At 68.5% G+C, this 25,141-nt stretch carries 21 protein-coding genes and 2 pseudogenes; 15 read left to right on the top strand and 8 right to left on the bottom strand.

Annotated elements, in window-relative coordinates:
• Positions 1 to 190: 190 nt before the first annotated feature.
• The 6 genes and pseudogenes from WCD84_RS10715 to WCD84_RS10690 all read left to right on the top strand — a co-directional run bounded on the left by WCD84_RS10715 (position 191) and on the right by WCD84_RS10690 (position 5,497).
• The gene (locus WCD84_RS10715) at positions 191 to 1,459 is read left to right on the top strand and encodes an amidohydrolase family protein (RefSeq protein WP_343281357.1); all 1,269 of its coding nucleotides are present in this window, start codon (positions 191 to 193) and stop codon (positions 1,457 to 1,459) included.
• Positions 1,456 to 3,387, top strand: a complete 1,932-nt coding sequence (locus tag WCD84_RS10710; RefSeq protein WP_343281356.1) for an acyltransferase family protein — start codon at positions 1,456 to 1,458, stop codon at positions 3,385 to 3,387. The genes WCD84_RS10715 and WCD84_RS10710 overlap by 4 nt, the downstream gene beginning before the upstream one ends.
• A 72-nt stretch (positions 3,388 to 3,459) precedes the next feature.
• Positions 3,460 to 3,630, top strand: coding sequence for a hypothetical protein (locus tag WCD84_RS10705; protein WP_343255924.1), 171 nt, complete (start codon positions 3,460 to 3,462; stop codon positions 3,628 to 3,630).
• A 643-nt stretch (positions 3,631 to 4,273) separates the two neighbouring features.
• Positions 4,274 to 4,369, top strand: a pseudogene (locus WCD84_RS10700) (DegV family protein); the annotation flags it as partial.
• 67 nt (positions 4,370 to 4,436) lie between these two features.
• Positions 4,437 to 4,778, top strand: a complete 342-nt coding sequence (locus WCD84_RS10695) for a hypothetical protein (RefSeq protein WP_343256156.1) — start codon at positions 4,437 to 4,439, stop codon at positions 4,776 to 4,778.
• Positions 4,779 to 4,780: 2 nt separating this feature from the next.
• Complete coding sequence (locus WCD84_RS10690; protein WP_343281355.1) at positions 4,781 to 5,497, top strand: Dph6-related ATP pyrophosphatase; 717 nt, start codon at positions 4,781 to 4,783, stop codon at positions 5,495 to 5,497.
• On the opposite strand, the gene fghA is transcribed toward WCD84_RS10690, so the two are convergent.
• From fghA to WCD84_RS10670, 4 genes are all read right to left on the bottom strand, one after another.
• On the bottom strand, positions 5,451 to 6,281 hold the full coding sequence (gene fghA, locus WCD84_RS10685; protein WP_343256154.1) for an S-formylglutathione hydrolase: 831 nt from the start codon (positions 6,279 to 6,281) through the stop codon (positions 5,451 to 5,453). The two genes, WCD84_RS10690 and fghA, sit on opposite strands and share 47 nt — an antisense overlap.
• Positions 6,282 to 6,336: 55 nt before the next feature.
• Entirely contained in the window at positions 6,337 to 7,047 is a 711-nt protein-coding gene (locus WCD84_RS10680; RefSeq protein WP_343281354.1) for an NAD(P)H-binding protein, read from the bottom strand.
• Positions 7,048 to 7,056: 9 nt separating this feature from the next.
• Positions 7,057 to 8,166 (bottom strand): S-(hydroxymethyl)glutathione dehydrogenase/class III alcohol dehydrogenase, encoded by a 1,110-nt coding sequence (locus WCD84_RS10675; RefSeq protein ID WP_343281353.1) that lies wholly within the window; start codon positions 8,164 to 8,166, stop codon positions 7,057 to 7,059.
• 73 nt (positions 8,167 to 8,239) lie between these two features.
• The gene (locus tag WCD84_RS10670; RefSeq protein ID WP_343256151.1) at positions 8,240 to 8,515 is read right to left on the bottom strand and encodes a metal/formaldehyde-sensitive transcriptional repressor; all 276 of its coding nucleotides are present in this window, start codon (positions 8,513 to 8,515) and stop codon (positions 8,240 to 8,242) included.
• Between the two features lie 116 nt (positions 8,516 to 8,631).
• Here WCD84_RS10670 and WCD84_RS10665 point away from each other — a divergent pair, with 116 nt between their 5' ends.
• Positions 8,632 to 9,513, top strand: coding sequence for an alpha/beta hydrolase (locus tag WCD84_RS10665; protein ID WP_343281352.1), 882 nt, complete (start codon positions 8,632 to 8,634; stop codon positions 9,511 to 9,513).
• Between the two features lies 1 nt (position 9,514).
• Complete coding sequence (locus WCD84_RS10660) at positions 9,515 to 10,177, top strand: hypothetical protein (RefSeq protein ID WP_343281351.1); 663 nt, start codon at positions 9,515 to 9,517, stop codon at positions 10,175 to 10,177.
• A gap of 12 nt (positions 10,178 to 10,189) precedes the next feature.
• Here the strand turns inward: WCD84_RS10660 and WCD84_RS10655 are convergent, their stop codons facing one another.
• The 4 genes from WCD84_RS10655 to yihA all read right to left on the bottom strand — a co-directional run bounded on the left by WCD84_RS10655 (position 10,190) and on the right by yihA (position 15,776).
• Positions 10,190 to 10,819, bottom strand: coding sequence for a glutathione S-transferase family protein (locus tag WCD84_RS10655; RefSeq protein WP_343281350.1), 630 nt, complete (start codon positions 10,817 to 10,819; stop codon positions 10,190 to 10,192).
• A gap of 31 nt (positions 10,820 to 10,850) precedes the next feature.
• Entirely contained in the window at positions 10,851 to 13,580 is a 2,730-nt protein-coding gene (ppc, locus tag WCD84_RS10650) for a phosphoenolpyruvate carboxylase (RefSeq protein WP_343281349.1), read from the bottom strand.
• Between the two features lie 31 nt (positions 13,581 to 13,611).
• Positions 13,612 to 15,027, bottom strand: a complete 1,416-nt coding sequence (locus tag WCD84_RS10645) for a glutamate--cysteine ligase (RefSeq protein WP_343281348.1) — start codon at positions 15,025 to 15,027, stop codon at positions 13,612 to 13,614.
• 134 nt (positions 15,028 to 15,161) lie between these two features.
• Positions 15,162 to 15,776, bottom strand: coding sequence for a ribosome biogenesis GTP-binding protein YihA/YsxC (yihA, locus tag WCD84_RS10640; RefSeq protein WP_343256146.1), 615 nt, complete (start codon positions 15,774 to 15,776; stop codon positions 15,162 to 15,164).
• A gap of 129 nt (positions 15,777 to 15,905) precedes the next feature.
• On the opposite strand from yihA, the pseudogene WCD84_RS10635 reads away from it, so the two are divergent.
• The 7 genes and pseudogenes from WCD84_RS10635 to WCD84_RS10605 form a co-directional block, all read left to right on the top strand.
• A pseudogene (locus WCD84_RS10635) lies at positions 15,906 to 16,718 on the top strand (c-type cytochrome); the annotation flags it as partial.
• Between the two features lie 244 nt (positions 16,719 to 16,962).
• Positions 16,963 to 17,646, top strand: a complete 684-nt coding sequence (locus WCD84_RS10630) for a thiol:disulfide interchange protein DsbA/DsbL (protein ID WP_343256145.1) — start codon at positions 16,963 to 16,965, stop codon at positions 17,644 to 17,646.
• Positions 17,643 to 18,512 carry a thiol:disulfide interchange protein DsbA/DsbL gene (locus WCD84_RS10625; RefSeq protein ID WP_343281347.1) on the top strand — a complete coding sequence of 290 codons (870 nt, stop codon included), beginning with the start codon at positions 17,643 to 17,645 and terminating at the stop codon, positions 18,510 to 18,512. The genes WCD84_RS10630 and WCD84_RS10625 overlap by 4 nt, the downstream gene beginning before the upstream one ends.
• A gap of 88 nt (positions 18,513 to 18,600) precedes the next feature.
• On the top strand, positions 18,601 to 19,341 hold the full coding sequence (locus WCD84_RS10620) for an endonuclease/exonuclease/phosphatase family protein (RefSeq protein WP_449280104.1): 741 nt from the start codon (positions 18,601 to 18,603) through the stop codon (positions 19,339 to 19,341).
• A 54-nt stretch (positions 19,342 to 19,395) separates the two neighbouring features.
• Positions 19,396 to 19,842 carry an FKBP-type peptidyl-prolyl cis-trans isomerase gene (locus WCD84_RS10615; RefSeq protein WP_343279656.1) on the top strand — a complete coding sequence of 149 codons (447 nt, stop codon included), beginning with the start codon at positions 19,396 to 19,398 and terminating at the stop codon, positions 19,840 to 19,842.
• Between the two features lie 2,859 nt (positions 19,843 to 22,701).
• Complete coding sequence (locus tag WCD84_RS10610; protein WP_343281345.1) at positions 22,702 to 24,504, top strand: serine hydrolase; 1,803 nt, start codon at positions 22,702 to 22,704, stop codon at positions 24,502 to 24,504.
• A 119-nt stretch (positions 24,505 to 24,623) separates the two neighbouring features.
• Entirely contained in the window at positions 24,624 to 24,869 is a 246-nt protein-coding gene (locus WCD84_RS10605) for a DUF6429 family protein (protein WP_199363390.1), read from the top strand.
• Positions 24,870 to 25,141: the final 272 nt, after the last annotated feature.

Raw genomic sequence — 25,141 nt, 5'->3', positions numbered from 1 at the left:
GAGCGGCTACAGCCGCGACTCGCAGACACGATGCGGCAACAGGCCGGGTCTCGATTCCCCGCCACACCGATCGCGGCCATGGCCGCTCCCACGCGACGCATCCTGTAGGAGCCGCTATGGCGGCGACCAGACTCGACGCTCCGCCCGGTCGCAGCCATGGCTGCTCCTACAGGGGATCGCGCTGGCGACGATGCTTGCCGCCTCGGCTACCGCCGTTTCCCAGGACCTGCTGATCCGCAACGCCACCGTGCATACCGCCACCGAGCGCGGCACCCTGCAGGGCGCCGACGTGCTGGTGCGCAACGGCCGCATCGCCGCGGTCGGCACCGGCCTGGATGCCGGCGGCGCCACCGTGGTCGAAGCCGGCGGCAGGCCGGTCACGCCCACGCTGTTCGGCGGCATCACCGGCATCGGCATCGAGGAGGTGTCGGGCGAGGACGCGACCACCGACGGCACGCTCGCGCTCGGCGGCAGCGCGCACGACATGGTGGTGCGCCCCGAGTTCGACGTCACCCTGGCCTACAACCCGGACTCGCTGCTGCTGCCGGTGGCGCGCGTGGAAGGCATCGGCTTCAACCTGCTGTCCGCGGGCACCGGCGCCGGCGGCTCGATCATCGGCGGCCAGGGCGCGGCCATGCGCCTGGACGGCGGCGACCAGCCGACCGGCCCGAAGCTACTCTTCATCGACCTCGGCAGCCGCGCCTCCGGCCTCAGCGGCGGCTCGCGCGCGGCGCAGTGGATGCTGCTCGACCAGCTGGTGGACGAGGCGCGCGGGCGTATCGATGCCGGCTCGCACGCCGCGCTGCTGACGCCGGCCGGACGCGACACCCTGCGCCGCCACATGGACGGCGATCGCCCGCTGGTGGTTGCGGTGGACCGCGCCGCCGACATCCGCCAGCTGCTGCGCTGGGCGAAGAAGCACGGCGTGCGCATCGCGATCCGCGGCGGCGGCGAGGCCTGGCGCGTGGCCGGTGAACTGGCCGCGGCGAAGGTGCCGGTGTTCGTCGACCCGCTCGACAACCTGCCGGCCAATTTCGACCGCATCCACGCCAGCCTGCGCAGCGCCGCGGTGCTGCGCGCGGCCGGGGTCGAGGTGGGCTTCACCCAGGCCGGCGACGCCTCGCACAACGCGCGCAAGATGCGCCAGCTGGCCGGCAACGCCGTCGCCCACGGCCTGCCCTGGGAAGACGGCCTCGCCGGACTGACCCGGGTGCCGGCGCGCGCGTTTGGCGTCGACGGCGACATCGGCGCGATCGCCCCCGGCCTGCGCGCCGACCTGGTGCTCTGGGACGGCGACCCGCTGGACGTCGCCAGCCTTGCGCAGCGGGTGTGGTTCGACGGCCGCGCCATCGACATGCGCTCGCGCCAGACCGAGCTCCGCGACCGCTACCTGCGCGCCGAACCCGACGCCGCGCGCGGCGAACTGCCGCGGGCGTATCCGGCCGCCGGCCAACGGTGACCACCGCCGCCAGCCACCCGCAGGGGCTGGCGTACCGCGCGGACATCGATGGCCTTCGCGCCATCGCCGTCCTCGCGGTGATCGGCTATCACGCATTCCCGGGCCTGGTGCCCGGCGGCTTCGTCGGCGTCGACGTCTTCTTCGTCATCTCCGGCTACCTGATCACCTCCCTGCTGCGCGACGAACTCGCTTCCAGGCAGCGGATCCGGCTTGGCGCCTTCTATGTGCGGCGTATCCGGCGGCTGTTCCCTGCCCTCGGCCTGGTGTTGGCGGCATGCCTGGTGGCCGGCTGGTGGCTCCTGGTTCCGTCCGACTACGCCACGCTTGGCCGGCATGCCGCCGCGTCCGCCGGCTTCATCGCCAACCTCGTCTTCTGGTTCGACGCCGACTATTTCTCACCCGCCGCGGACACCCTGCCGCTGCTGCACCTCTGGTCGCTGGGCGTGGAGGAGCAGTTCTACCTGGCCTGGCCGCTGCTGCTGGTGCTGGCCGCGCGCATGGGCGTCGGGCTGCGCGGACTCGCGGTACTGGCAGGCGTCCTGTCGCTGGCCGCCTGCCTGATGCTGACTCCGAAGGACCCCAGCGCGGCCTTCTTCCTCCCCTTCACCCGGTTCTGGGAACTGCTGGCCGGCGCATGGCTGGCGCTGCGGAGTCCGGTCGGAACGGCTGCGGCGCCACCGCGTCGGCGCGCACTTGCAGAGATGGCTGCCGTGGTCGGCCTCGCCATGGTGCTGGCGGCCTGCTTCATCCTCGACGACCAGGCGGCGTTCCCCGGCTGGCGTGCGCTGTTGCCGGTCATCGGCTGCGTGCTGATGCTGACCGCAACCCCCGCCGCGCGGTGGATGCGCTGGCTGCTGTCACGTCCCGCCCTGGTCTGGATCGGACTGGTCAGCTACCCGCTCTACCTGTGGCACTGGCCGCTGCTGTCCTTCGCCCGCATCCATGCTGCGGGCGAAGTCGCGCCGCTGCTGCGCCTGGCGCTGGTTGCGCTGGCCTTCGCGTTCGCGGGGCTGACCTGGTGGCTGGTGGAGCGGCCGCTGCGCCGACGCATGCGCGCACGCGCGGCGCTGCTGGTGCTGCTGCCGACGATGTCCGTGGTGCTGCTGGCATCGCTTGCGGTGTGGGGCCTGCGCGGCATCGAGTCGCGCGCCGGAGAGCCGGTCCGCGCCTACGCGAACTATGGCTACGACTGGCGCGAACCCAGTCGCGAGGGCCGCTGTTCGCTGACCGGCGCCAGCGGCGAGCCGGCGATGTTCCTGCCCGAGTGCGTCGACCCGCCCGGTCCGGCGGCGCGGCCGCTGGTGGCCATCTGGGGCGACTCCCACGCGGCACTGCTTTATCCGGGCCTGCGCGAGGCCGCGGGCGATCGCCTGCGCCTGGCCCAGTTCACGCGCAGCGGCTGCAGGCCGTACCTGTCATCCACCAAGCCGTTCTGCCGCGAGAGCAATGCCTGGGTGATCGCACGCATCGCCGAGCTGCAGCCGGAGTACGCGGTGCTCTTCAGCTACTGGACCGCCAACGACTACGTCGACCCCGCCCAGGTCCTGCGCAACCTCGATGAAACCATCGTCGCGATGCAGGACGCCGGCGTGCGCCAGGTCGTGGTGGTCGGTCCCGCGCCGCGCTGGCGCGAGTGGCTGCCGAAGCTGCTGGTCCGGCGCTACGACGCCGCTCCCTTCCTGCGCGTGCCGCAGCGCCTGCGCGGTGAGACCCTGCCCGAACCCGGCGTCCTCGACCGGGCGCTGGCCACCGCGCTGGCCGGGCGCACCGGCGTCACCCATGTTTCCGCGCTGGACCGGCTGTGCGACCTGCGCGGCTGCCTGGTCTACGTCGACGATCCCGGCGAACTCACCACCTGGGACTACGGCCACCTCGGCCCGCGCGCGTCGCGACGGGTCGCCGACGGGGTGCTGGACGCCCTGGACTGAGCATTGACCACGGTCAATACGCCTCGGCACGCCGCGGCCGATCATCGCCCCGAACCCCTCGGGAGACCCGCAATGCATCCTGTCCTGGTCGAAATCATCGCCCGCCCTGTCGGCTGGATGCTGATCGCCGGCACGCTGATCATGATCGGCATCGGCATCGGCGTACCGCTGTTCATCCGCCACCGCGAACGCCTCGAAGCCGAGGAGGCCCGGCGCCGGGGCGAGCCGACCCCGAACCGCTGAGCCGGGGCACGCGCCCGGCGAACGCCCCGATAGTGTGCGACGAGCTGCTGCCCGTTACCGTGCGCATCGGCAGGGAGAGGCCTATTGGCCGGCCCGGCCTAGTGGGTGGTATCGCACCGGGAGCTGCTCCGTTCTGGTCCGCGCTGCCCGTTCCGTGCATTTCTCCGTTGTAGCCCGCGCTGCCCGTCCCGCGCACAGGGGGTGTGCTGCGCCGGCCGTCTCCGCGTCCTGCTCCCAGCGGCCGGGCGCCGGCCATCCATGGCCGGCTCTCCGCACACCCCCTGTGCACGGGACGGGCCATGGAGTTTTCTTGCTTCGGGTCGAAGATCAAGAGCGGGCGCGCGCTCGCGCTCGTAGGGGTCGCCCTGGCGTGGCTGTGCCGCCTGATCCGGTGACGACCGCCCGGTTGCGACATCTGCGTCGACGTTGCCCCCGTCCACCACCGCGCAAAAGGTCCGGGCCCGCCGTGGAGGCAGGGGGGATGCCCAGAGCCGGCCATGGATGGCCGGCGGCCGGAACTGGGAGCAGGATGCGCATATTCCGGCTGGGCATCCCCCCTGCCTCGACGGCGGGCAGCGCGCACCCTCCCGGAGCAATCACCCGGAACAATCAACCAAAAGCCCCTCGCGACCAGAACGTGGACGTGTTCGAGAGCGTGATGAGCACCACCGGCATGGTCAACGTCGGCCGTGGCGCCGTGGTGGTGGGCTTCGCGGCCGGGGACCACGCCTTCGCGTGAGGCCGCGCAACGCGAGGTTAACGGCGGGTCGCTAAGCTTGGCCGATCGCCACACCACGGACGCCGCCATGGCCACCCGCTACTTTATCGCCATCCCCGACCCGGCCGCCGCGCGCACAGCGGGCGAACTTGCCTTCACCGCGCACGGTGCCGAGGGCTTCGCCCGCGACCTGCAGGAGGCGCTGCGCGGCGACCAGCTGTTCGAACGCTGGCGAGCCACCCAGGACGAACCGGACGAGGTCGACCCGCTGCTCGGCGCCACCGATCCCGCGGCCACCGTGGAGGGCGTCCAGCGCGAGAAGCGGATCGAGCTGGTGGCCAATACCAGCCTGCGTGGGGACGTCTTCAAGCACCGCATGCGCCTGCTGGCCGGCTCCGCCTGGGAACTGCGCGACGTCCGCGCCGGCTGACCGTGGATCGCCGGCCCGTGCTGCTCGCATGGAGCGGCGGCAAGGACTCGGCCTGGGCGCTGCATGCGATGCGGCGCGACGGGGTCGACGTCCTCGGCCTGCTCTGCACGATCACCGAAGGCCACGAGCGTGCGTCCATGCAGGGCGTCCGCGTGGACGTGCTGCGCGCGCAGGCCGCGGCGGCGGGCTTGCCGCTGATCGAATCGCGAATTCCCCAAGCCTGCGACAACGCGTGCTACGAAGCGGCCTTCGCGGCGGCGCTGGACGCCGCCCGCACGCGCTGGCCGGTCATCACCCGCATCGCCTTCGGCGACCTGCTGCTGGCCGACATCCGCGCCTGGCGCGAAGCGCTGTGCACGCGGCTGGGCTGGACGGCGGTTTTCCCGCTCTTCGGCCGCGACACTGGCGTGCTCGCGCGCGAGATGGCGGCCGGCGGCCTGCGCGCGGCGCTGTGCTGCGTCGACACGCAGCTGCTCGACGCTGCGTTCGCCGGCCGGAACTTCGACGCGGCCCTGCTCGACGCCTTGCCCGCCGACGTCGACCCCTGCGGCGAGAACGGCGAATTCCACACCTGCGTCAGCGACGGCCCGATGTTCAGCGCCCCGCTCGCGCTTGAGCGCGGCGACACCGTGCTGCGCGATGGCCGCTTCGCGTACACGGACTTCCTGCCTGTCAGTCCCGAAGCGCCGCCGCATGGTGCGCGACATGGTCGCCGATGAAGCTGGCGATGAAGTAGTAGCTGTGGTCGTAGCCGGGCTGCATGCGCAGGGTCAGCGGATGGCCGGCTGCCTCGCAGGCGGCCTGCAGCAGCTGCGGCCGGAGCTGGTTGTCGAGGAACTCGTCGGCGTCGCCCTGGTCGACCAGCAGCGGCAGCCTTTCCTTCGCGGTTTTCACCAGCTCGACCGCGTCGTACTGCTTCCACGCCTCGCGGTCGTCGCCGAGGTAGGCGCCGAAGGCCTTCTCGCCCCACGGCACCTGCGACGGCGCCACGATCGGCGAGAACGCCGAGACGCTGCGGTAGCGACCGGGATTCTTCAGTGCGATCGCGAGCGCGCCGTGGCCGCCCATTGAATGCCCGCTGATCGCGCGGCGGTCGCTTGCCGAGGGATCGGCTTCGACCCACGCCGGCAGCTCGTCGACGATGTAGTCGTACATGCGGTACTGCCGTGCCCACGGATCCTGCGTGGCGTTGACGTAGAAGCCGGCGCCCTTTCCGAGGTCGTAGCCTTCCGCATCGGCAACGTCATTGCCGCGCGGGCTGGTGTCGGGCGCGACGATGATGATTCCGTGCTCGGCGGCATAGCGCTGCGCGCCGGCCTTGGTGATGAAGTTCTGTTCGTTGCAGGTCAGGCCCGAGAGCCAGTACAGCACCGGGCACGGGCCGTCGGCGGCCTGCGGCGGGAAGTACACGCCCACGGTCATGTCGCAGCCGAGGACCTCGGAGCGGTGGCGGTAGACGTCCTGCCAGCCGCCGAAGCTGGCGCGGTGTTCGATGCGTTCCATGGTGATTCTCCGGAAGATCTGTGGATGGGTACGGAAGGGTGGTCGCGGCGGCGATTCAGCGACGCGCCGCGCCCTGCATGTCGGCGGACTCCAGCATCCTGCGTCCGCGCGCCTGTGGCAGGGCGTCGGCCAGCGCGGCGGCGACATCCTCCGCGGCGATGCCGCGCAGGCGCGCCGGCAGCAGCGGCCGCAGCCAGCGGTCCAGGCCGGCGGCCAGGTGTTCGCCGCGGCGCCGCGGTTGGTCCAGTGCGTCGCGGTCGCCGAGCAGCAGCGAGGGCCGCGCAATCACCAGCCCGTCCAGCGGCAGCGCCGAGAGCGCGTCCTCGAGCTCGCCCTTGCTGCGGCTGTAGAACACGCGCGAGCCGGAGTCCGCGCCCATCGCGCTGACCAGGCCGATCCGCGCGGCACCCGCGGCCAGCGCCGCGCGGGCCACGGCGAGGTTGGCATCGACATCGACCGCGCGAAAGGCCGCCCGGCTGCCGGCGACGCGGATCGTGGTGCCGAGCGCGAGGAAGGCTTCGTCCAGCGGCGGCAGCGGCGGCAGGCGGCTGAAATCGACCACATGCAGCTGCAGCCTTGGCGACGACAGCGGCAGCGGGCGGCGCAGCAGCGCATGCACTTCGGCCACGCCGGGATCGGCGCACAGGCGCGCGACCAGTGCGCGCCCGACCAGGCCGCTGGCGCCGGCCACCAGGACGCGTCGCGTGCGCGTGCCCGTGTCCGTGTCCGTGGCAGTAGCCGTGTCCCTCGCGCCGCCTTCGTTCACGTCGCCGGCTCAGTAGCGGATGACGGTGCGGATCGACTTGCCTTCATGCATCAGGTCGAAGGCCTCGTTGATCCGCTCCAGCGGCAGCGTGTGGGTCACGAACGGTGCCAGCTGGATGTCGCCGCGCATCGCGTCCTCCACCATGCCCGGCAGCTCGCTGCGGCCCTTCACCCCGCCGAAGGCCGTGCCCAGCCACTTGCGGCCGGTCACCAGCTGGAACGGGCGCGTCGAGATCTCCTTGCCCGCGCCGGCCACGCCGATGATCACGCTCTGGCCCCAGCCCCGGTGCGCGCACTCCAGCGCCGCGCGCATCACCTCCACATTGCCGATGCACTCGAAGCTGTGGTCCACGCCCCAGCCGGTCATCTCCACGATCACCTGCTGGATCGGCTTGTCGTGGTCCTTCGGGTTCACGCACTCGGTCGCGCCCATCTGCCGTGCGAGCTCGAACTTCGACGGATTGGTGTCGATGGCGATGATGCGGCCGGCCCTTGCCTGCTTCGCGCCCTGGATCACCGCCAGGCCGATCGCGCCGAGGCCGAACACCGCCACGCTGTCGCCCTCGGCCACCTTGGCGGTGTTGTGCACCGCGCCGATGCCGGTGGTCACGCCGCAGCCGAGCAGGCAGGTGTGCTCAGGGTTGGCCTCCGGGTTCACCTTGGCCAGCGAGACCTCGGCGACCACGGTGTGTTCGGCGAAGGTCGAGCAGCCCATGTAGTGGTAGACCGGCTGGCCGTTGTAGCTGAAGCGCGTGGTGCCGTCGGGCATCACGCCCTTGCCCTGGGTGGCGCGCACGGCCACGCAGAGGTTGGTCTTGCCGCTCTTGCAGAACAGGCACTCGCCGCACTCGGCGGTGTAGAGCGGGATCACATGGTCGCCGGGCTTCACCGAGGTCACGCCCTCGCCCACCTCCACCACGATGCCGGCGCCTTCATGGCCCAGCACCGCCGGGAACACGCCTTCCGGATCCTCGCCGGACAGCGTGAAGGCGTCGGTATGGCAAAGCGCGGTGTGGGTGATCTTCACCAGCACCTCGCCCTTCTTCGGGCCTTCGAGGTCGAGCTCGACGATCTGCAGCGGCTTTCCGGCTTCGAAGGCAACGGCGGCGCGGGTCTTCATGGTTTCAACTCCTGCAATGCAATGGCGTGGTCGGCGGCCGCGGCGCGGTGGCGCCGTGGCGGCTGCGTATGGGTCATTTCAGATAGGAACGGATCAGCCCGGTCATTTCGGCGACGCGCGCCTCGCGATCGGACGCGTCGGCCGCCGGCTGCCCGAACTGCTCGCGCAGATGCGATTCAAGCACCTCGCTCATCAGCCCGTTCACCGCACCGCGGATGGCCGCGATCTGCTGCAGCACCGGGCCGCAGTCGGCGCCGGATTCCAGCGCGCGCTCCAGGCCCTCGCACTGGCCGCGGATGCGACGGATGCGCGCCAGGACCTTGCGCTTTTCTTCGGGCGAATGGGGCAATGCGCGGACTCGATGGATAGTGGGGGGCAGTATAGCAACGCGGCCGGGACGGCTGTCCATCGGGGCGCCGGCAGCGTGGATGCGCGCGGCACCGGCGCGCTAGACTCCGCTGCAGCATGCAGACCCTTCGGCCCCTGACGGCGTTCCTGCTCGCCGTCCTGCTGTGCGGCGCGGCGACGGCACAGCCGCATTCGCCCGGCGTCCCGACCGCCGCCGACGCCCCCGTCCCGCTCGATCACCTCCCGGCGCTGAAGGGCGGCTATTTCCCGCTCGCTTCCAGGGCCAACGGCCGCATGTACCACGTCTACGTGCGCACCCCCGAAGGCTACGACGCCACAGGCGCACAGACCTGGCCGGTGGTCTACCTGCTCGACGGCGACAGCCTTTTCCCGCTCCTCGCGCCCACCCACCTGTTCCTCGGTTACGACGAGAAACTCCCCGAAGCCATCATCGTCGGCATCGCCTACGGCAGCTTCGATCCGGCGATCAACAAACGCGACGTCGATTTCACCGGCCAAGCCGCGGACACGGCACCCGGACAGGGCGGCGCGGAACAATTTCACGACTTCCTGCGTGACCAGCTGCTGCCCGAGGTCGAAAGCCGGTACCGGGCCGATCCCGCGCGTCGGGTGCTGGTCGGCCAGTCCCGCGGCGGCTATTTCGTGCTCTGGTCGGCGCTGAAGGACCCGGACCTGTTCCGGGGGCGTATCGCCAGCAATCCGTCCTTGGCGCCGGCGCGCGGGCAGCTCTTCGCCGCGCCCGGTCCGCACCGACGCGACGACCTCGCCGTGGTCGTCGCCAACGGCGCGCGCGACACCGCGGAGCGGGTACGCAACGCCGCGCAATGGAGCACGGCCTGGGGCGGGCGCGACGATGCGCCGTGGCAGGTGCAGCTGATCACCCTGCCCGAAGGCACGCACGCCGCCAGCATTGGCGAGGCGTACCGGCGCGCGATGCTGTGGCTGTTCCGTGACCAGGCTCCACCGGCATCGCCCTAGCGTGCTTCGTCCCAACCAGGACAAGCTCCACATGTACGACCTGCTGCTCCCAAAATTCATCCACACGCTGGAACTTGGCGCGCACGACGGCTGGCATGCCGGCCTGCCGCTGGAGCGCCTGCCTGAAGGGCCGATCCAGGCACGCTGCGGAACCGCATCGCCGCTGCTGCTCGTCCGCGCGCTGACGCCGCTGTTCCATCGCGATGTCATCGCCTTCCTGCGCGAGCGCGGGGCCGACAACCTGCAGGCGGTGCCGGTGGCGCTGCACACCCCCGCCGGCGTGCTGCACGACTGGCAGGCGGTGAACGTGGTGGGCAGGATCCCGCTGGCCAGCTTCGCGCTCGAACTGCCGCCGGTGGACACCATTCCCGAGCCGCGGCGCAGCGCGGCGCAGGCGGCGATGGAAGAGGCCGCGCCGCTCATCCGCATCCTGCGCCAGGCACCGCCGCTGCCGCGCCCCATCGCGCCGATCGCGCGGCTGGCCGAAGGCAATCACCCGCTGCTGATCCGCAGCGACGTGATGGCGGCGCTGGATGCGCGCTTCAACCTGCCGGTGGCCGGCAAGGTCGTGCACCAGGTGCGCTTCGACGACCTGCGCTTCAGCGACTTCTGCACGGGCACGGGCTTCGCCGCGCTGCTCGCGCAGTCCTGTCCCGCGCCGTAGCGCGCCGTCCGCTTAGGCCCGCGCCGGCATCAGCGCGTCGTCCAGCGCCTTGGCCCGCTGGTAGGCCGGGCGCGCGCGCAGGCGCTCCGCCCAGGCGGCGAACGCCGGACGATCGGGAATCGATTTGAAGGCCAGGCCGAAGTCGACCTGGCCGCCGACGTAGACGTCGGCGGCGCTGAAGCGATCGCCCAGCAGCCAGGGCGACGCGGCACCGGCCGCCTGTTCCAGCACGTCCATCGTCTGCCCGTAGCTGCCATAGCCGACGAAGGCGGTCTTTTCCGGCGGCGCCAGCTGGCCCAGCGCATTTGCCGACACCGCGGCTTCGACCGGACCCGCGGCGAAGAACATCCAGCGCAGGTAGGTACCGCGCAGCGGATCGTCGAGCGCGGGCGCGAGCCCGGCATCGGGGAAGGCGTCGGCCAGGTAGGCGCAGATCGCGGCCGCCTCGGTCACCACCACGCCGCGGTGCTGCAGCGCCGGCACTTTGCCCATCGGATTGATCGCCATGTATCCGGGCGACTTCATGCGTTTGCCGTACTCCTGCACCACCTCGCGATACTCGACGCCGAGCTCTTCGAGCATCCAGCGCACGATCCTGCCGCGCGACATCGGGTTGGTGTGGAAGACGAGTTCGCTGGTCATGGCGGATTCCTGGGTTCCATGCGGTACGGGATCAGCCGGTGTTCTGGATGCCGGCGGCGATGCCGTTGACGGTAGCAAACAGCGCCCGCAGCAGCTCGTCGTCTGCGCTGCCGCCCTCGCGCCAGCGGCGCAGCAGCTCGACCTGCAGCAGGCTGATCGGATCAACGTAGGGGTTGCGCAGGCGGATCGACAGGCGCAGGCGGTAGTCGGTGGCCAGCAGCTCGTCCTCGCCCTTGATCGCGAGGATGGCGTCGCGGGTGCGGGTGAACTCGGCGGCGATGCCGGGGAAGAACGCGTCGTGCGCGTCCCCGGCCAGGCGCGAGTAGCGTTCGAAGATGTCGAGGTCGGACTTGGCCAGCAGCATCTCGACGTCGTCGAGCATGGCGGCGAAGAAGGGCCAATCGCGGGCCATGGCGGCCATGGCATCGAGGCCGTGCGCGGCGATGCCGGCCTCCAGCGCATGCCCGACGCCGTACCAGCCGGTCAGGCCGGAGCGGTTCTGCGACCAGGCGAACACCCAGGGGATGGCGCGCAGGTTGGCGATGCCGCCGTCGCGACGGCGCGAGGGGCGCGAGCCGATCTGCAGGCGCTCGATCACGTCCACCGGCGTGGCGGTGCGGAAGTAGGCGTTGAAGCCGGGGTCTTCGTGCACCAGTGCGCGGTAGCAGGCGCGCGCGTCGGCGGACAGGCCGTCGGCGACGGCGCGCCACTCGCGCACGCGCGCATCCTGCGGCCGCGGCCGCAGGCTCGCGCGCAGCACGGCGCCGGTCATCTGCTCGAGGTTGCGCAGCGCCAGCGCGCGGATGCCGTACTTGCGGTGGATCACCTCGCCCTGCTCGGTCACGCGCAGGCGGCCGCCGACGGTGCCGCGCGGCGCGGCGATGATCGCGCGCTCGGTCTTGCCGCCGCCGCGGCTGACCGAGCCGCCGCGGCCGTGGAAGAACACCAGGCGCACGCCGGCCTCGCGCGCCAGCCGCATCAGGTCCACCTGCGCGCGCTGCAGCGCCCAGCGCGAAGCCACCAGGCCACTGTCCTTTGCGCTGTCGGAGTAGCCGAGCATCACGACCTGGCGGTCGCCGCGGGCGGCGACGTGGCGGCGATACACCGGGTCGTCGAACAGCGCGCGCATCACGCCGGCGGCGGCGTCGAGATCGTCGACGGTTTCGAACAGCGGCGCGACGTCAAGCGGCACATGGTCGTCTTCGACGCAGCCGGCAATGCGCGCCAGCGCCAGAACCGCCAGTGCGTCCGCGGCGCTGCGGCTCATGCTGACGATGTAGGGGCCGAAGGCGTCGGCGCCGTAGCGGGCGCGCGCGGACTTCACGGTGCGGAACACGTCCAGAGCCTGCGCCGCGGCGTCCGCACCGGGCCGCGGCGGCGTGGGCGTTTCGATCAGCGCGTGCAGCTGCGCCAGCCGCGCGTCCAGTGGCTGCTCGCCCCAGTCGTCATCGCCCTGCAGCGCCGCCAGCGCGGCATCGTGGGCGGCGGAGTCCTGGCGCAGGTCGAGCGCGGCCAGGTGGAAGCCGAAGCTGCGCACGCGCCTCAGCAGGCGCCCCAGCGCGAAGCGGCCGGCGCGGTCGCCGCGGTTGCGGGCGAGGCTGGCATCGATCAGTTCGAGATCGCCGAGGAAGCCTTCGACGCCGTCGTAGGCCGCGCCGGCGCCTTCATCCACGGTCGCCGCCAGCCGCGCCGACATCAGCTCCATCAGCTGCCGGTAGGGCATGTCGGCCTGGCGCGCGCGGAGCTTCGACGCGGCACCGGGCATCAAGTCCCTGTACTCGGCCAGCCGCGCCTCCACCGCGGCGTCCACGCCGGCGCGGTCGCGGGTCTGGGTCAGCACCTGGCCCAGCGCTCGCAGCTCGTCCCGGTACTGCTCCAGCACCTGCGCGCGCTGCGCGGCCAGCGCGGCCTCGATGGTCGCGGCGCCGACGTTCGGGTTGCCGTCCATGTCGCCGCCCACCCAGGTGCCGAAGCGCAGCACGTTGGGCAGCTCGATGCGCTTGCCCCAGGCTGCTTCCACGGCATCGGCGAACACTTCGTAGAACGCCGGCAGCACCCGGAACAGCACGCTGCCCAGGTAGTGGCCGATGTGGTCGACCTCGTCGGTCACCGTCGGCTTCAGCGGCGGCGCCTCCGAGGTCTGCCAGGTCGTGGCCAGGGCCTGGCGGATGCGCGACTCGTCGCTCAGGCGCTCCTCCGGCGTGCGCGTGCGATCGATGTCGGCCACCAGGCGCTCCACGATCACGCGCTCCTTGGCCAGCAGCGCGCGGCGCACGGCTTCGGTCGGATGGGCGGTGAACACCGGTTCCACCCAAAGCCCGGGCAGCAGCGCTTCCAGCTCGTCCAGGGTCACGCCGTCGGCGTGCAGCGCGCCAAGCACCGCTTCCAGACCGCCAGGCTGCGGCCCGTCCTCGCTGCGCTGGTGGTCGCGGCGGCGGCGGATGCGGTGCACCCGCTCGGCCAGGTTGATCGCGCCGAACCAGGCCGAGAAGGCACGCACCAGCGCATCGGCACTGTCGGGCGACACCCGCGCCAGCTCCGCGGCCAGCGCATCCACCGGCTCGCCGTTCTCGCGCCGCGAAATCGCCGCGCGTCGAACCGCTTCCACCTGCTCCAGCAGCGCCGGCGAGACCTGCTCGCCCAGCATGTCGCCGACCATCGCCCCAAGGCGGCGCACGTCGTCGCGCAGCAGCGCGTCGGTGTCGGCGAAATCGAGCTGCTCGCGCAGCGGCACGTCGGGACTTCCGGAAGGGATGTTCATGCCTGAAGGCTACACCGCCAGGCGTGGCGACTCAGTAGGCGAACTCGCGGAAGACGCGGTCGATGTCGCCGCCCCACTCGCCGTGGTACAGCGCGAGCTTGCGTTCGGCCGGGGTCTCGTTGGCCTGGGCGAATTCGACCAGCGGGTCGAGGAAGTGGAGTTCGTCCTGGCCCTGCTCGTTGTGCCGTGCGCGGCGGGAGAGGCCCGCGGCGGAGATCTCCAGCGCGCGCAGCGCCAGGTCGCGCACGGTGCCGTTGCGGAAGGGCAGCTTGAACGCCTGCCTGGGCACGCCGTCGCGCAGGGCGTGGCGCTCGGCCAGGCTGAAGTCCTTCACCAGGTCCCAGGCGGCGTCCAGCGACGCATCGTCGTACAGCAGCCCGACCCAGAACGCCGGCAGCGCGCAGATGCGGTTCCACGGCCCCGAGTCGGCGCCGCGCATCTCCAGGAACTGCTTCAGGCGCACCTCCGGGAACGAGGTGGTCATGTGGTCGGTCCAGTCGCGCATGGTCGGCAGCGCACCCGGCAGGGCCGGCAGCCTGCCCTCCATGAAGTCGCGGAAGGACTGGCCGCTGGCGTCGTGGTACACGCCGTCGCGGTAGCTGAAGTACATCGGCACGTCGAGCAGGTAGTCGACGTAGCGCTCGAAGCCGAAGCCGTCCTCGAACACGAAGTCGAGCATGCCGGTGCGGTCGGGATCGGTGTCGGTCCAGATGTGCGAGCGGTAGCTGAGGTAGCCGTTGGGCTTGCCCTCGGTGAACGGCGAATCCGCGAACAGCGCGGTCGCGATGGGCTGCAGCGCCAGCGACACGCGGAACTTCTTCACCATGTCGGCTTCGCTGGCGTAGTCCAGATTGACCTGCACCGTGCAGGTGCGCGTCATCATGTCCAGGCCGAGGTCGCCGACCTTGGGCATGTAGGCGCGCATGATCTTGTAGCGGTCCTTGGGCATCCAGGACATGTCCGCGCGCGTCCACTTCGGCTGGAAGCCCATGCCGAGGAAACCCACGCGCAGCTCGTCGGCCACCGCCTTGACCTCGAACAGATGGCTGCCCACTTCGCGGCAGGTGTCGTGGATGCTTTCCAGCGGCGCACCCGAGAGTTCCAGCTGCCCGGCGGGCTCCAGCGTGACCGAAGCGCCGTCCTTGAGCAGCGCGACCACCTTGCCGTGCTCCTCCACGCGCTCCCAGCCGTAGCGGGTCAGGCCCTCCAGCAGCACGCCGATGCCGCGATCGCCCTCGTAGGCCGGCGGGCGCAGGTCGTCCAGGCGGAAGCCGAACTTCTCGTGCTCGGTGCCGATGCGCCAGGCCTCGGCCGGCTTGCTGCCGGCGGCAAGGTAGGCGACGAGTTCATCGCGCGAGCGGATCGGCGCGGCGGGAGGTGCTGGGTTCGGATCGGTCACGTGGCGGGCCCATCGACGCTGGTTGGCAGCGCGACCGTTCACGGTCATGCGCGGAGTGAGCCACTATATCCCCTGGCCCGCGAACATCCGCGGCCGCTGCCGGATTGCAGCGTCGCCGCCATCGACGCAATCGAGCCGGGGTGCCGCGCCGCGCCGCCTCCCGGATACCGTCGCGCCGGGCCTCAGTTGGCCGGAATCTCCAGCCAGCTGCAGATCACGCCGCGGGCCTGGTCGACGCCGAGCTTGGATTCGCCCGAAAACGCCTGCACGCCCACGCTATCGCCGAACTCCTTGGCCAGGTCGCGCTTCACGGCCTGCATCGCGTTGCCGACCGCGCTGCGCGAAAGCTTGTCGGCCTTGGTCAGCAGCGCATGCGCCGGCAGGCCGCGGCCCACGGCATAGGCCAGCATGTTGCGGTCGTAGTCCTTCAGCGGGTGGCGGATGTCCATCACCACCACCAGGCCGCGCAGGGCCTCGCGCTTCTTGAAGTAGACGTCGAGGAAGGCCTGCCAGTGGGCCTGCAGGTCCTTGGGCACCTTGGCGTAGCCGTAGCCGGGCAGGTCCACCAGGTACTTGCCCTCGTACTGGGGCAGGTTGAAGAACACCAGCTGCTGGGTGCGCCCGGGCGTCTTGGACACCCGCGCCAGCGCGTTCTGCTGGCACAGGGCATTGAGCGCGCTGGATTTTCCGGCGTTGGAACGGCCGGCGAACGCGACTTCGAAACCGCCCTCGGGAGGCAGTTGGCGGGGGGTATGCGCCGACATCATGTATTCGGCGCGAGCGAGGGGATTGGCCATGGGACACAGGATCGCACGAGCGGGCGACCAGGGCGGGTTTGACCACCCTGCTCCGGCGACTGGATAATGACCGGCCTTGCGACCGCGGGCTTCCGCTGCCCGCAATCCTGATTCCCGGAGTCCAGCCAGATGCGTCACGCCCGCCGCTACCTCCTCGCCGGATTCGCCGCCCTTGCGGTCGGTGCCGTCGCTTTCGCCCAGACCACGGTCGCCCCGCTGGAGGAGGCCGAGCCGGTGGAGACCCTGCCGCTGGAGTCGGTGAACGCCCTGGCCGAACTGGCCACGACCACGCCCGGCAACGCCCAGAACGGCGCCACGCTCGCCGGCACCTGCGCCGCGTGCCACGGCCTGGACGGCAAGGCCACCATCGGCGAGATCTACCCCAACATCGGCGGCCAGAGCGAGCGCTACATGGCCCGCCAGCTGGCGCTGTTCAAGAGCGGCGAGCGCACCAGCGCGATCATGCAGCCCTTCGCCTCGATGCTTTCGGCGCAGGACATGCGCGATGTCGGCGCCCATTACGCCAGCCAGGGGTCCTCGGCCGGCATCGCCGACGACACCGTGGTCACCGAAGGCCCCTACGAGGGCATGAAGTTCTACGAGGTCGGCCAGCAGCTGTTCCGCCGCGGCGACTTCGAGCGCGGCATCCCGGCCTGCATGGCCTGCCATGGCCCGTCGGGCGCCGGCAACCCGGGCCCGGCCTACCCGCACGTCGGCGGCCAACAGGCCTGGTATACGGCGCGTCGCCTCGAGGAATACCGCGCCGGCACCACCAACCAGCGCGAAACCGACATGTTCGACATCATGGCGTCGATCGCCGCCGAACTGAGCGACGAAGAGATCAGCGCGCTGTCGAGCTACATGCAGGGCCTGCACACCCGCCCCGACGCGGCCACCCTGGCGGCGATCGCGAACATGCCGGCGCCGGCACCGGCCGCGGCCGCCGACGCCGCACCCGCCGCCCCGGCGGAAGGTGAAGCAGTCCCGGCCGAGGACGCGGGCGCGGACGCCAGCGCGCCGACCGAAGGCGAAGACGCCGGCCAGGCGACCGAAGCGAGCGCCACGGACGTCCAGCAGTCGTCGTGACGCCGGCCGGCCGTCGCGGTCCAGCGGCGCCTGCCACGGGTGAGTTCCAGCGCCGGCCAGGCCCCTGTGCCGGCGCTTTCCGTTTCGAGGACCCATGTCGATGATCGAACGCCTGACTCCCGTCCTGCTCATGCTGGCGCTTGCCGTCGGCACGGTGCTTCCCTCCACCGCACGCGCGGATGACGGCCTGGTCGAAGGCCGCGACTACGTCGCCATCGGCAACGGCCAGCCGCTCCGGAGCGAGCCCGGCAAGGTCGAAGTGGTGGAGGTGTTCGCCTACTGGTGCCACGTCTGCAACGACTTCCAGCCGCACGTGAGCCGCTGGCAGCGCACGCTTGCCGACGACGTCGCCTTCCGCTACCTGCCTGCCGCGTTCACGTCCGGCGACCCCTATGCCCGCGCATACTTCGCCCTGGACTCGCTGGACGCGCCCGCAGGGACGCATGAAGCCATCTTCCGTGCCATCCACGTTGATCAGGCCCTGCCGCAGCGCGGCGCATCGCTGGACGAGTTCGCCACGCTGCTGGGTGAGCTCGGCCTCGACCGCAGCGCGGCCACTGCCGCGATGCGGTCGCCCGAAGCCGATGCCGGCATGCAGTCTTCGCGCGATTTCATCATCGCCACGGGGATCCAGGGCACGCCGTCGATGATCGTCAACGGCCGCTACCGCGTGCTTGGCCGCAACTTCGGCGACATGCTGCGCATCACCGACCTGCTGGTCGCGCGCGAGCGCGCGGCCGCATCCAATCCCAGCGTTTCCGCAACAGACGAGTCCACACCATGACCAACAAGCGCCTGCTGTTCGCCCCCCTGCTCCTGAGCGTGCTGCTCGTCGCCTGCGGCGGCGGAGAGACGCCCGCACCCGCCGATGCCGCCGTGACCACGCCCGCCGAGGCCACGGCGCCCGCCGCCGGCGAGTCCGCGATCACCGACGAACCGGCGGTCGACCCGTCCGCCGCCGCCGCCGACGCGCCCGCGGACACCGGCGCCAACCCGCCCGCCGACACCACCTCCGCCGACCCCGCGGCAGACGCCGCCGTGGCCGCGGCGACACAGGCGGCCACGCAGGGCCCGGCCCTGGTCCCGGGCACCGACTACATCGAGATCCCCGGCGGCCAGCCCTTCGCCCCGCTGGAGGGCAAGATTGAAGTGGTCGAGGTCTTCGCCTACTCCTGCGCCCACTGCGCCGCCTTCGACCCGCTGGTGGGGGCATGGAAGAAGCGCCTGCCCGGCGACGTCCGCTTCACCTACCTCCCGGCCGTGTTCTACGAACAGGACAACTTCCCGAAGGCGTTCTTCGCGGCCGAGTCCGTGGGCGTGCTGGACCGCGTGCACTCGAAGCTGTTCAACGCCATGCACATCGAGCGCAGCCTGCGTCCGGACGCCAGCAGCGACGACATCATCGCCTGGATGGCCAAGCAGGGCGCCGACGCGGGCCAGCTGAAGGGCACCGTCGACAGCTTTGCCGTGAACGCAAAGGTCGCGCGCACCAAGCAGTTCATCGTCCGCAGCGGCATCGACTCCACGCCCACCGTGGTGGTGAACGGCAAGTACCGCGTTCGCGGTCGCAGCCTTGAAGACGTCCTGCGCATCACCGACCAGCTGATCGCGCGCGAACGCGCGGCGACCCGGGCCGGTGGCTCGGACTGACATCGCCAGCCAGACTCCACCGGTGCCCGATGCAGCGTCGGGCGCCGAGGGCGAGCCGGAAGCCTCTTCCGGACCGCAGCGGCTCAAGCTGCTCAGCGCCAACATCCAGGCGGGCTCCAGCACACGCCGCTACAGCGACTACGCCACCCGCAGCTGGTCGCACGTGCTGCCGATGGGCAACAAGCGCGGCATGCTCGACACCATCGCCAAGCTGGCCGGCCGCCACGACATCGTGGGCCTGCAGGAAGCCGACCCCGGCAGCTGGCGCTCCGGCTTCACCAACCAGACCCACTACCTGGCCGAGCGCGGCGGCTTCGACTACTGGACCCACCAGCCCAACCGGCGCGTGGGCCAGTTCGCCTCCAGCGCCAACGGCCTGCTGAGCAAGTTCGAGCCGCTCGACATCGCCGTGCACGCGCTGCCCGGCCGCATCACCGGCCGCGGCGTGCTGGTGGCGCGGTTCGGCGAAGGCGACGACGGCCTGACCATCGCAGTGGCGCACCTCTCGCTGGGCGCGCAGTCGCGGGCCTCGCAGCTGTCGTTCATCGCAGAACTGCTGGCCGACACCCCACACGCAGTGCTGATGGGCGACTTCAACTGCACCGTAGACCAGCCCGAGATGGCCGCGCTGTTCCGCCAGACCCGCCTGCAGCCGCCGGCGTGCATGGTGCACACCTTCCCCAGCTGGAAGCCGCAGAAGGCGATCGACCACATCCTGGTGAGCGACGGCCTGGGCTGCCGCGACATGCAGGCCTTCCCGGCGGCGTTCTCGGACCACCTGGCGCTGTCGATCGAACTGGACGTGCCCCCCGCCGCGCTCAAGCGCTGAACCCGCCGACGCCGCCCGCGGCCGCAACGCATTGTCCACACGGAGCCACTCCGCATGCCGATCCGACCCAGCCGCGCCGCCGCGGCCCTCTTCGCCCTGATCCTGATCGCCGCCTGCGGGAATACCCCGCCGCCGTATACCGGGGGCGACGTTGGCGAGTTCCAGCGCATCGATGTCATCGAAGGCAGCGGCGACGTTGCCAAGGCCGGCGACGAGGTCAGCGTGCACTACACCGGCTGGCTGTACGACCAGGCGGCCGCAGACAGGCGCGGGGAAAAATTCGACAGCTCGGTGGATCGCGGGCAGCCGTTTGTCTTCATGCTGGGCGCGGGCCGGGTGATCCGCGGCTGGGATGAGGGCGTGGCCGGAATGCGGGTCGGCGGAAAGCGGGAGCTGCTGATCCCGGCGGACCTGGGATATGGCACCAAGGGTGCAGGCGGCGCGATACCGCCTGGCGCCTCGCTGGTGTTCGAGGTGGAGTTGCGGGATATTCGACGGTAAGAGGTCGGAGCGGGGCTGCAGGGGACGGCATCGGCGTGATGCGGTGCATACCGGCATTTTTGGGGCGGTATGCATTACCGGTGCATTTCTGCGCTGTAATCCGACCAGTGGACTTTACCGCCTCATTTTTGGGGCCTACTTGGTGTTAGGCGCCACACCAGGCACATCGCAATTGGGGAGAAGACATGTCGCAGTTCGTCGATGACGGTCGCAACATCCGCAACAATGCCAAGGAGCTTGTCCTGGGTTTCATGCAGTCCTCCGACGTTTGCCAGCCGGGTGCTGAGGGGATGAGGCTCGCGCGAATCAGTCGAGACTGCGGTCTTGACTGGGGTGATTACCCAAAGGCAACGTCTTCCAACCAACAGTATTGGGTGGTTGCCTTGGTCCGAGAGCTTGAGGCTGAAGGTAAGGTTGAGCGCGTTTCTGAGTCAGGTCCGTGGCGTCTCCGGTAACACAGTTGGCGCCTAACGATTCATTCAAGCCGACGCCGCTTCGCGGCGCGGCTTAATTCTGGTGTTAGGCCGCAGTCCCGGCACCGTTGTAGCTGCAGCGTCGTAAGCGGGTTGTTTCCCGCTTAGCCGGAGCAGTGGTTTGGCTCTTCGCACGCGCGGTGGCGGCATCGGCAGCAGCGCCTGGCGCACCTCGGCTCCGGACACACGCAGCTTCAACGCAAGTACGATCGCCCTGAATCGGCCTCGTGCTGGTTGGCGGTGCGGGTTCCAGGCTGCGCGTCCTTGGCTCTCGGCTGCGGCTGCGGCAGGTACCGCCCAGCGCCGCCCAGTTGTTGTAGTGTTCGGCTCAGGGGTTGGGCCGTCGGGCGGGGCACAGTTGTCAGGCATCGCGGCGGCCTAACGATTCGTTCAAGCCGACACCGCTTCGCGGCGCGGCTTAACTCTGGTGTTAGGCGCTCATGTCTGATTACGAGAAGCTCGTAGTCGCACCATCCGAGCAGCTCGGCGCAATCTCACGCCGGGTGCTGGTGAAGACTTTGCTCAAGTGCGTGCTGTGGTTTAGCCTCGCTTGGGTAGCAACGTGGCTTTATCCAGGCATCGTCTGGCCGTGGTATGTAGCTTGGGCATTCGCTGCAATTGGCTTGGCCTTTTCCCTGGTCGTTCTGCTGGTGGCATTTCGCAGCCGCTACGCAGAGCTCCGGAACTAGGGGAGCAATCATGATCGCGGAAGTGCCTAACAATGCGTTCAAGCCGACACCGCATCGGGGCGCAAACCACATGGCAGGTGCAGCTTGCCATGTGCCTCACGCCCCGCTGCGGCGCGGCTTAACTTAGGTGTTAGGCCGCAATGGACGAATCTCTGATCCCCAAGCTGATCAAGCAAAGGCGGCGGCTGCTACAAAGCTACCTGGTTCACGTTGCGTGGTTCGCCACCATGATCGTCACCGCAATCACACATTCATCCAGAGCGGTGGTCGCCAGTTCCATCTTCTTGGCGCTCATCACGGTTCCGCCAGTCATCGCTTACGCAGCGGCGGTACACCGCACTTGCCGAGCGATTGACCCGAGCGCTAAGACCATCGGGATCGTTCCAATGATCATCATGACGGTTCTGTTTACCCCATTCGAGTCAGGCTTGGTCGTTCCAGCAAAGAACCTTCTTGTCTCGGGCAGACTGGTACGAGAGCATCCGGCCGGAGCTATGCGGCCTAACGAGTCATTCAAGCCGACGTCGCTTCGCGACGCGGCTTAATTCTGGTGTTAGGCCTAGTTTTTCCGCACGTCGGAGCAGGGCTGTTCGTCGCCTGCGAAGTACGGCTCTTCCGTAGCTGTTGGCTCCTCGCACGCGCGGTGATGTCATCGGCAGTAGTTCCTGTGGCACCTCGGCTCCGGACAGACGCAACCTCGGTACAAGTACGATCATCCTGAGTCGGCTCCGTCGCGGTGGGCGCTGAGGCTTCTTGGCCACGCGCATGGCGGCCCTCAGCTCCGGCCCAGGCACGGCCAAGACTTGGCAAGTTGCTGTAGTGTTCGGCTCAGGGGTTGGGCCAGTTGCCAGGTATCGGCGGCCTAACGAGTCATTCAAGCCGATGCCGCTTCGCGGCACGGCTTAATTCTGGTGTTAGGCCTTGTTTCCCGCACTGTCGCGGCAGCACTTTCGGTTGCGTGGTGCATCCTGCTCGCCTGTTGCCGTCGGCACCTCGCACGCGCGATGACAGGCATCGGCAGTAATTCCTGAGGCACCTCGGCTCCGGACAGACGTAGCTTCGGCACAAGTATGATCATCCTGAGTCGGCCTCGTTATAGTTGGCGTTGAGGCTTCTTGGCCGCGCGCATTGCGGCCCTGAGCTCCGCCCCAGGCACGGCCAAGGCTCGGCAAGTTGCTGTAGTGTTCGGCTCAGGGGTTGGGCCAGGTGCCAGTAATCGGCGGCCTAACGAGTCATTCAAGCCGATGCCGCTTCGCGGCACGGCTTAATTCTGGTGTTAGGCCTTGTTTCCCGCACTGTTGTTGCCTGGTTCTAGGCAATCGGTAACGCCTCGCTTGCCCGCAGTTTTTGCACCTTGCACGCGCGGTGCAGGCATCGGCAGTCAGCCCTGCAGCACCTCGGCTTCGGACAGGCGCGACCCTTCGCAAGATTCGACCTTCCGAATCGGCTTCGGTCAGTGCGCGGTGAGAGTTCTTGGCCGCGCGCGTGGTGCGCTTCGGCAGCACCAAACACGGCGCTTGTTGTACTGTTCGCCTCAGGGGTTGGGCTGTCGCACGTCGGGCGCAGGTGCCAGGGAACGGCGGCCTAACGAGTCGTTCAAGCCGATGCCGCTTCGCGGCACGGCTTAACTCTGGTGTTAGGCCGCTCTCAATTTCATCCGCTGACCGAAAACAAGCAACAAACTACGGGAACGATACATGTCCAGATTCGTGATGTTTGTGCCGCTGTTTATTGGCATCGTCGGCTCAGCGATTGCCGGCACATCGCAGATGTCGACGATCGGGGACAGCAAGCAGGCTGAACTGCAGCAACACTGGAGTTGCTATACAGCGAGTGACGCACAAACGCGAAAACAGCAAGTTGAGCACGACATGCTGCCCCGCGTGGTGTTTGCTGGCGAAAGCAAATCCGTTAGCGTCGAGTCACGCATGGCCACCTACAAGACGCCTGCGCTGTCTGTCGCAGTAATTCACAACGGCAAACTGGATTGGAGCGCAGCTTGGGGACGGCTGCAAACAGATGGCACAGATGCCGATTGTGACAGCCTGTTTCAAGCGGGCTCCATCGCCAAGCCAGTAACTTTGCTCGCTGCGATGCGTATGAAGACAGCAGGACTGATCGATTTCGATAAGAACATCGAAACTTATCTGTCGTCCTACCACCTACCGGCTGGCCGGCAAACCGACGCCAATCCGGTCACGTTCCGCAACCTGCTCACACATACCGCAGGCGTCACGCCAGGGGGGCACGTCGGGTATGCACAGAACCAACCGATGCCAACCGACCAACAGACCGTGCGCGGCGAAGCACCGAGCAATTCACGCAGGGTAGAGGTTGTGGACGCACCGGGGGCATCGCTCGCTTATTCTGGCGACGGTTACACCATCATAGAGATCGCTCTGCAGGATCAACTGAACAAGCCTTTCGATAGAATCATGCGCGAGTGGCTACTCGCTCCGGCCGGTATGAAGCAGGCTGATTTCACCATGCCATTACCCACATCCAGCCACCCATATACCGCTCGCGGATATCAAGTCGACGGCACTATCGTGCCAGGGGGCTGGCGTAACCATCCCGATCAGGCCTCAGCCGGCCTGTGGGCAACGGCCACCGACTTGGCAATGTTCCTTCTCGAAATTCGTAAGGGCTACGAGGGCAAGAGCAACGTCTTCAGCCAAGCCAGCGTCCGCGAGATGCTTGCCAAGCCCATCGATGATCATGCTTACGGCTTTAGATTAATTGGTGAAGGCGATCAAGTCTTTGTTACCCACTATGGCGGCACTGTCGGTTACAGGGCAGGCATGACGTTAAACTTGCTTACCGGTGATGGCGCGGTGTACCTGACCAATTCTGATAATGGAGCAAACCTCGGCGTCGAATTCTTCAGCGCAGTCTCCCGCGCATATAACTGGCCGACCTTCCGCGAAGTACAGGTTACGCGCGCGACGCAACCGGTCGACGTTTTGCAGTCTCTGACCGGCCAATATGTATTTGCGGAACAGGAATGGAAGGTCTCCGTGATCTACGAGAACCAAGCGTTGGCCCTACTATTTCAAAACGGGGACCGTTATGCCATGACGCCCATACAAGGTCGACCGCGCGAGTTCATCCACCCTGATACCGCAGTACGCGCCAGCTTCGATGGTGAAGGTGCGGAGCTGCTACTCCAGTTATATGGCCAGACTGGGCGACGTGAATCGGACATAATTGATGCCGGACGCGCGCGAGTAGAAATCAAGGAACATCTTCTCGCTAGTTACGTCGGTCGCTACGAGTTATCTCCCGGGATGGTGTTTGATGTGAAGCAGTCTGGGGGCCATCTAGAAATCCAGCTGGGTAGCCAGCCTCGTTTCCCAGCCTTCCCTGAGTCGGCGTCAAAGTTCTTTTTCGAGATCGTCGACGCCCAGATTACTTTTCTCAGGGATGAAGAGGGAGCTGTTGTTGCCCTTGTGCTTCATCAAGGTGGGCGGGACCAAGAAGCGAAGAGGATTGAGCCATGAAGCATCGCGGGGAGCGGCCTAACAATTCATTCAAGCCGAAGCCGCTTCGCGGCTCGGCTTAATTCGGGCGTTAGGCCGCAGACGTTGCGCGCCCTTTGATGCAGGCTTAGTGTTGGAACATGGCTTACGATCAGTCCCGAATTGATGAGGCAGTCTTGGCGCTCCTTGCCGCCCACCTCTTCGACACGAACAGTTCCTGGAAGGGGTATGACTTCGATGTCATGAACCGCCTTCATGACGCCGGATATCTGTTCAATCCCGTGGGCAAGCAGAAGTCGGTGCAGCTTACGGAAGAGGGAGTGGAGCGCGGGCTAGAGCTCGCAAAGCGGCTTTTTGGAACTGCAGAAGACCATCGTTCTGCTTAGCATCTGGGTGCCTAACAATGCGTTCAAGCCGAAGCCGCTTCGTTCCGCAAAGCACATGGCAGATACAGCTTGCCATGTGCTTCGCTCCACTACGCGTCTCGGCTTAACTTAGGCGTTAGGCCTGCCTCCCAGGCTGCTCGGTGACTTGACAGTGATGTATCCTATCGGATACAGTGCGCCATGATCACGTTTCTCCGCACATCCGAGTTCGACGCTTGGCTTAAGGCACTACGTGACCCGATCGCCAAAGCCCGCGTTATCGCTCGCGTTCG

Origin of the sequence: Luteimonas changyuni, assembly GCF_039548395.1 — a bacterium.
In the GTDB taxonomy this organism is placed as follows: Bacteria; Pseudomonadota; Gammaproteobacteria; order Xanthomonadales; family Xanthomonadaceae; genus Luteimonas.
The sequence above is the reverse complement of the archived record's forward strand: the minus strand, read 5'-3'. Positions and strand labels throughout refer to the sequence as shown.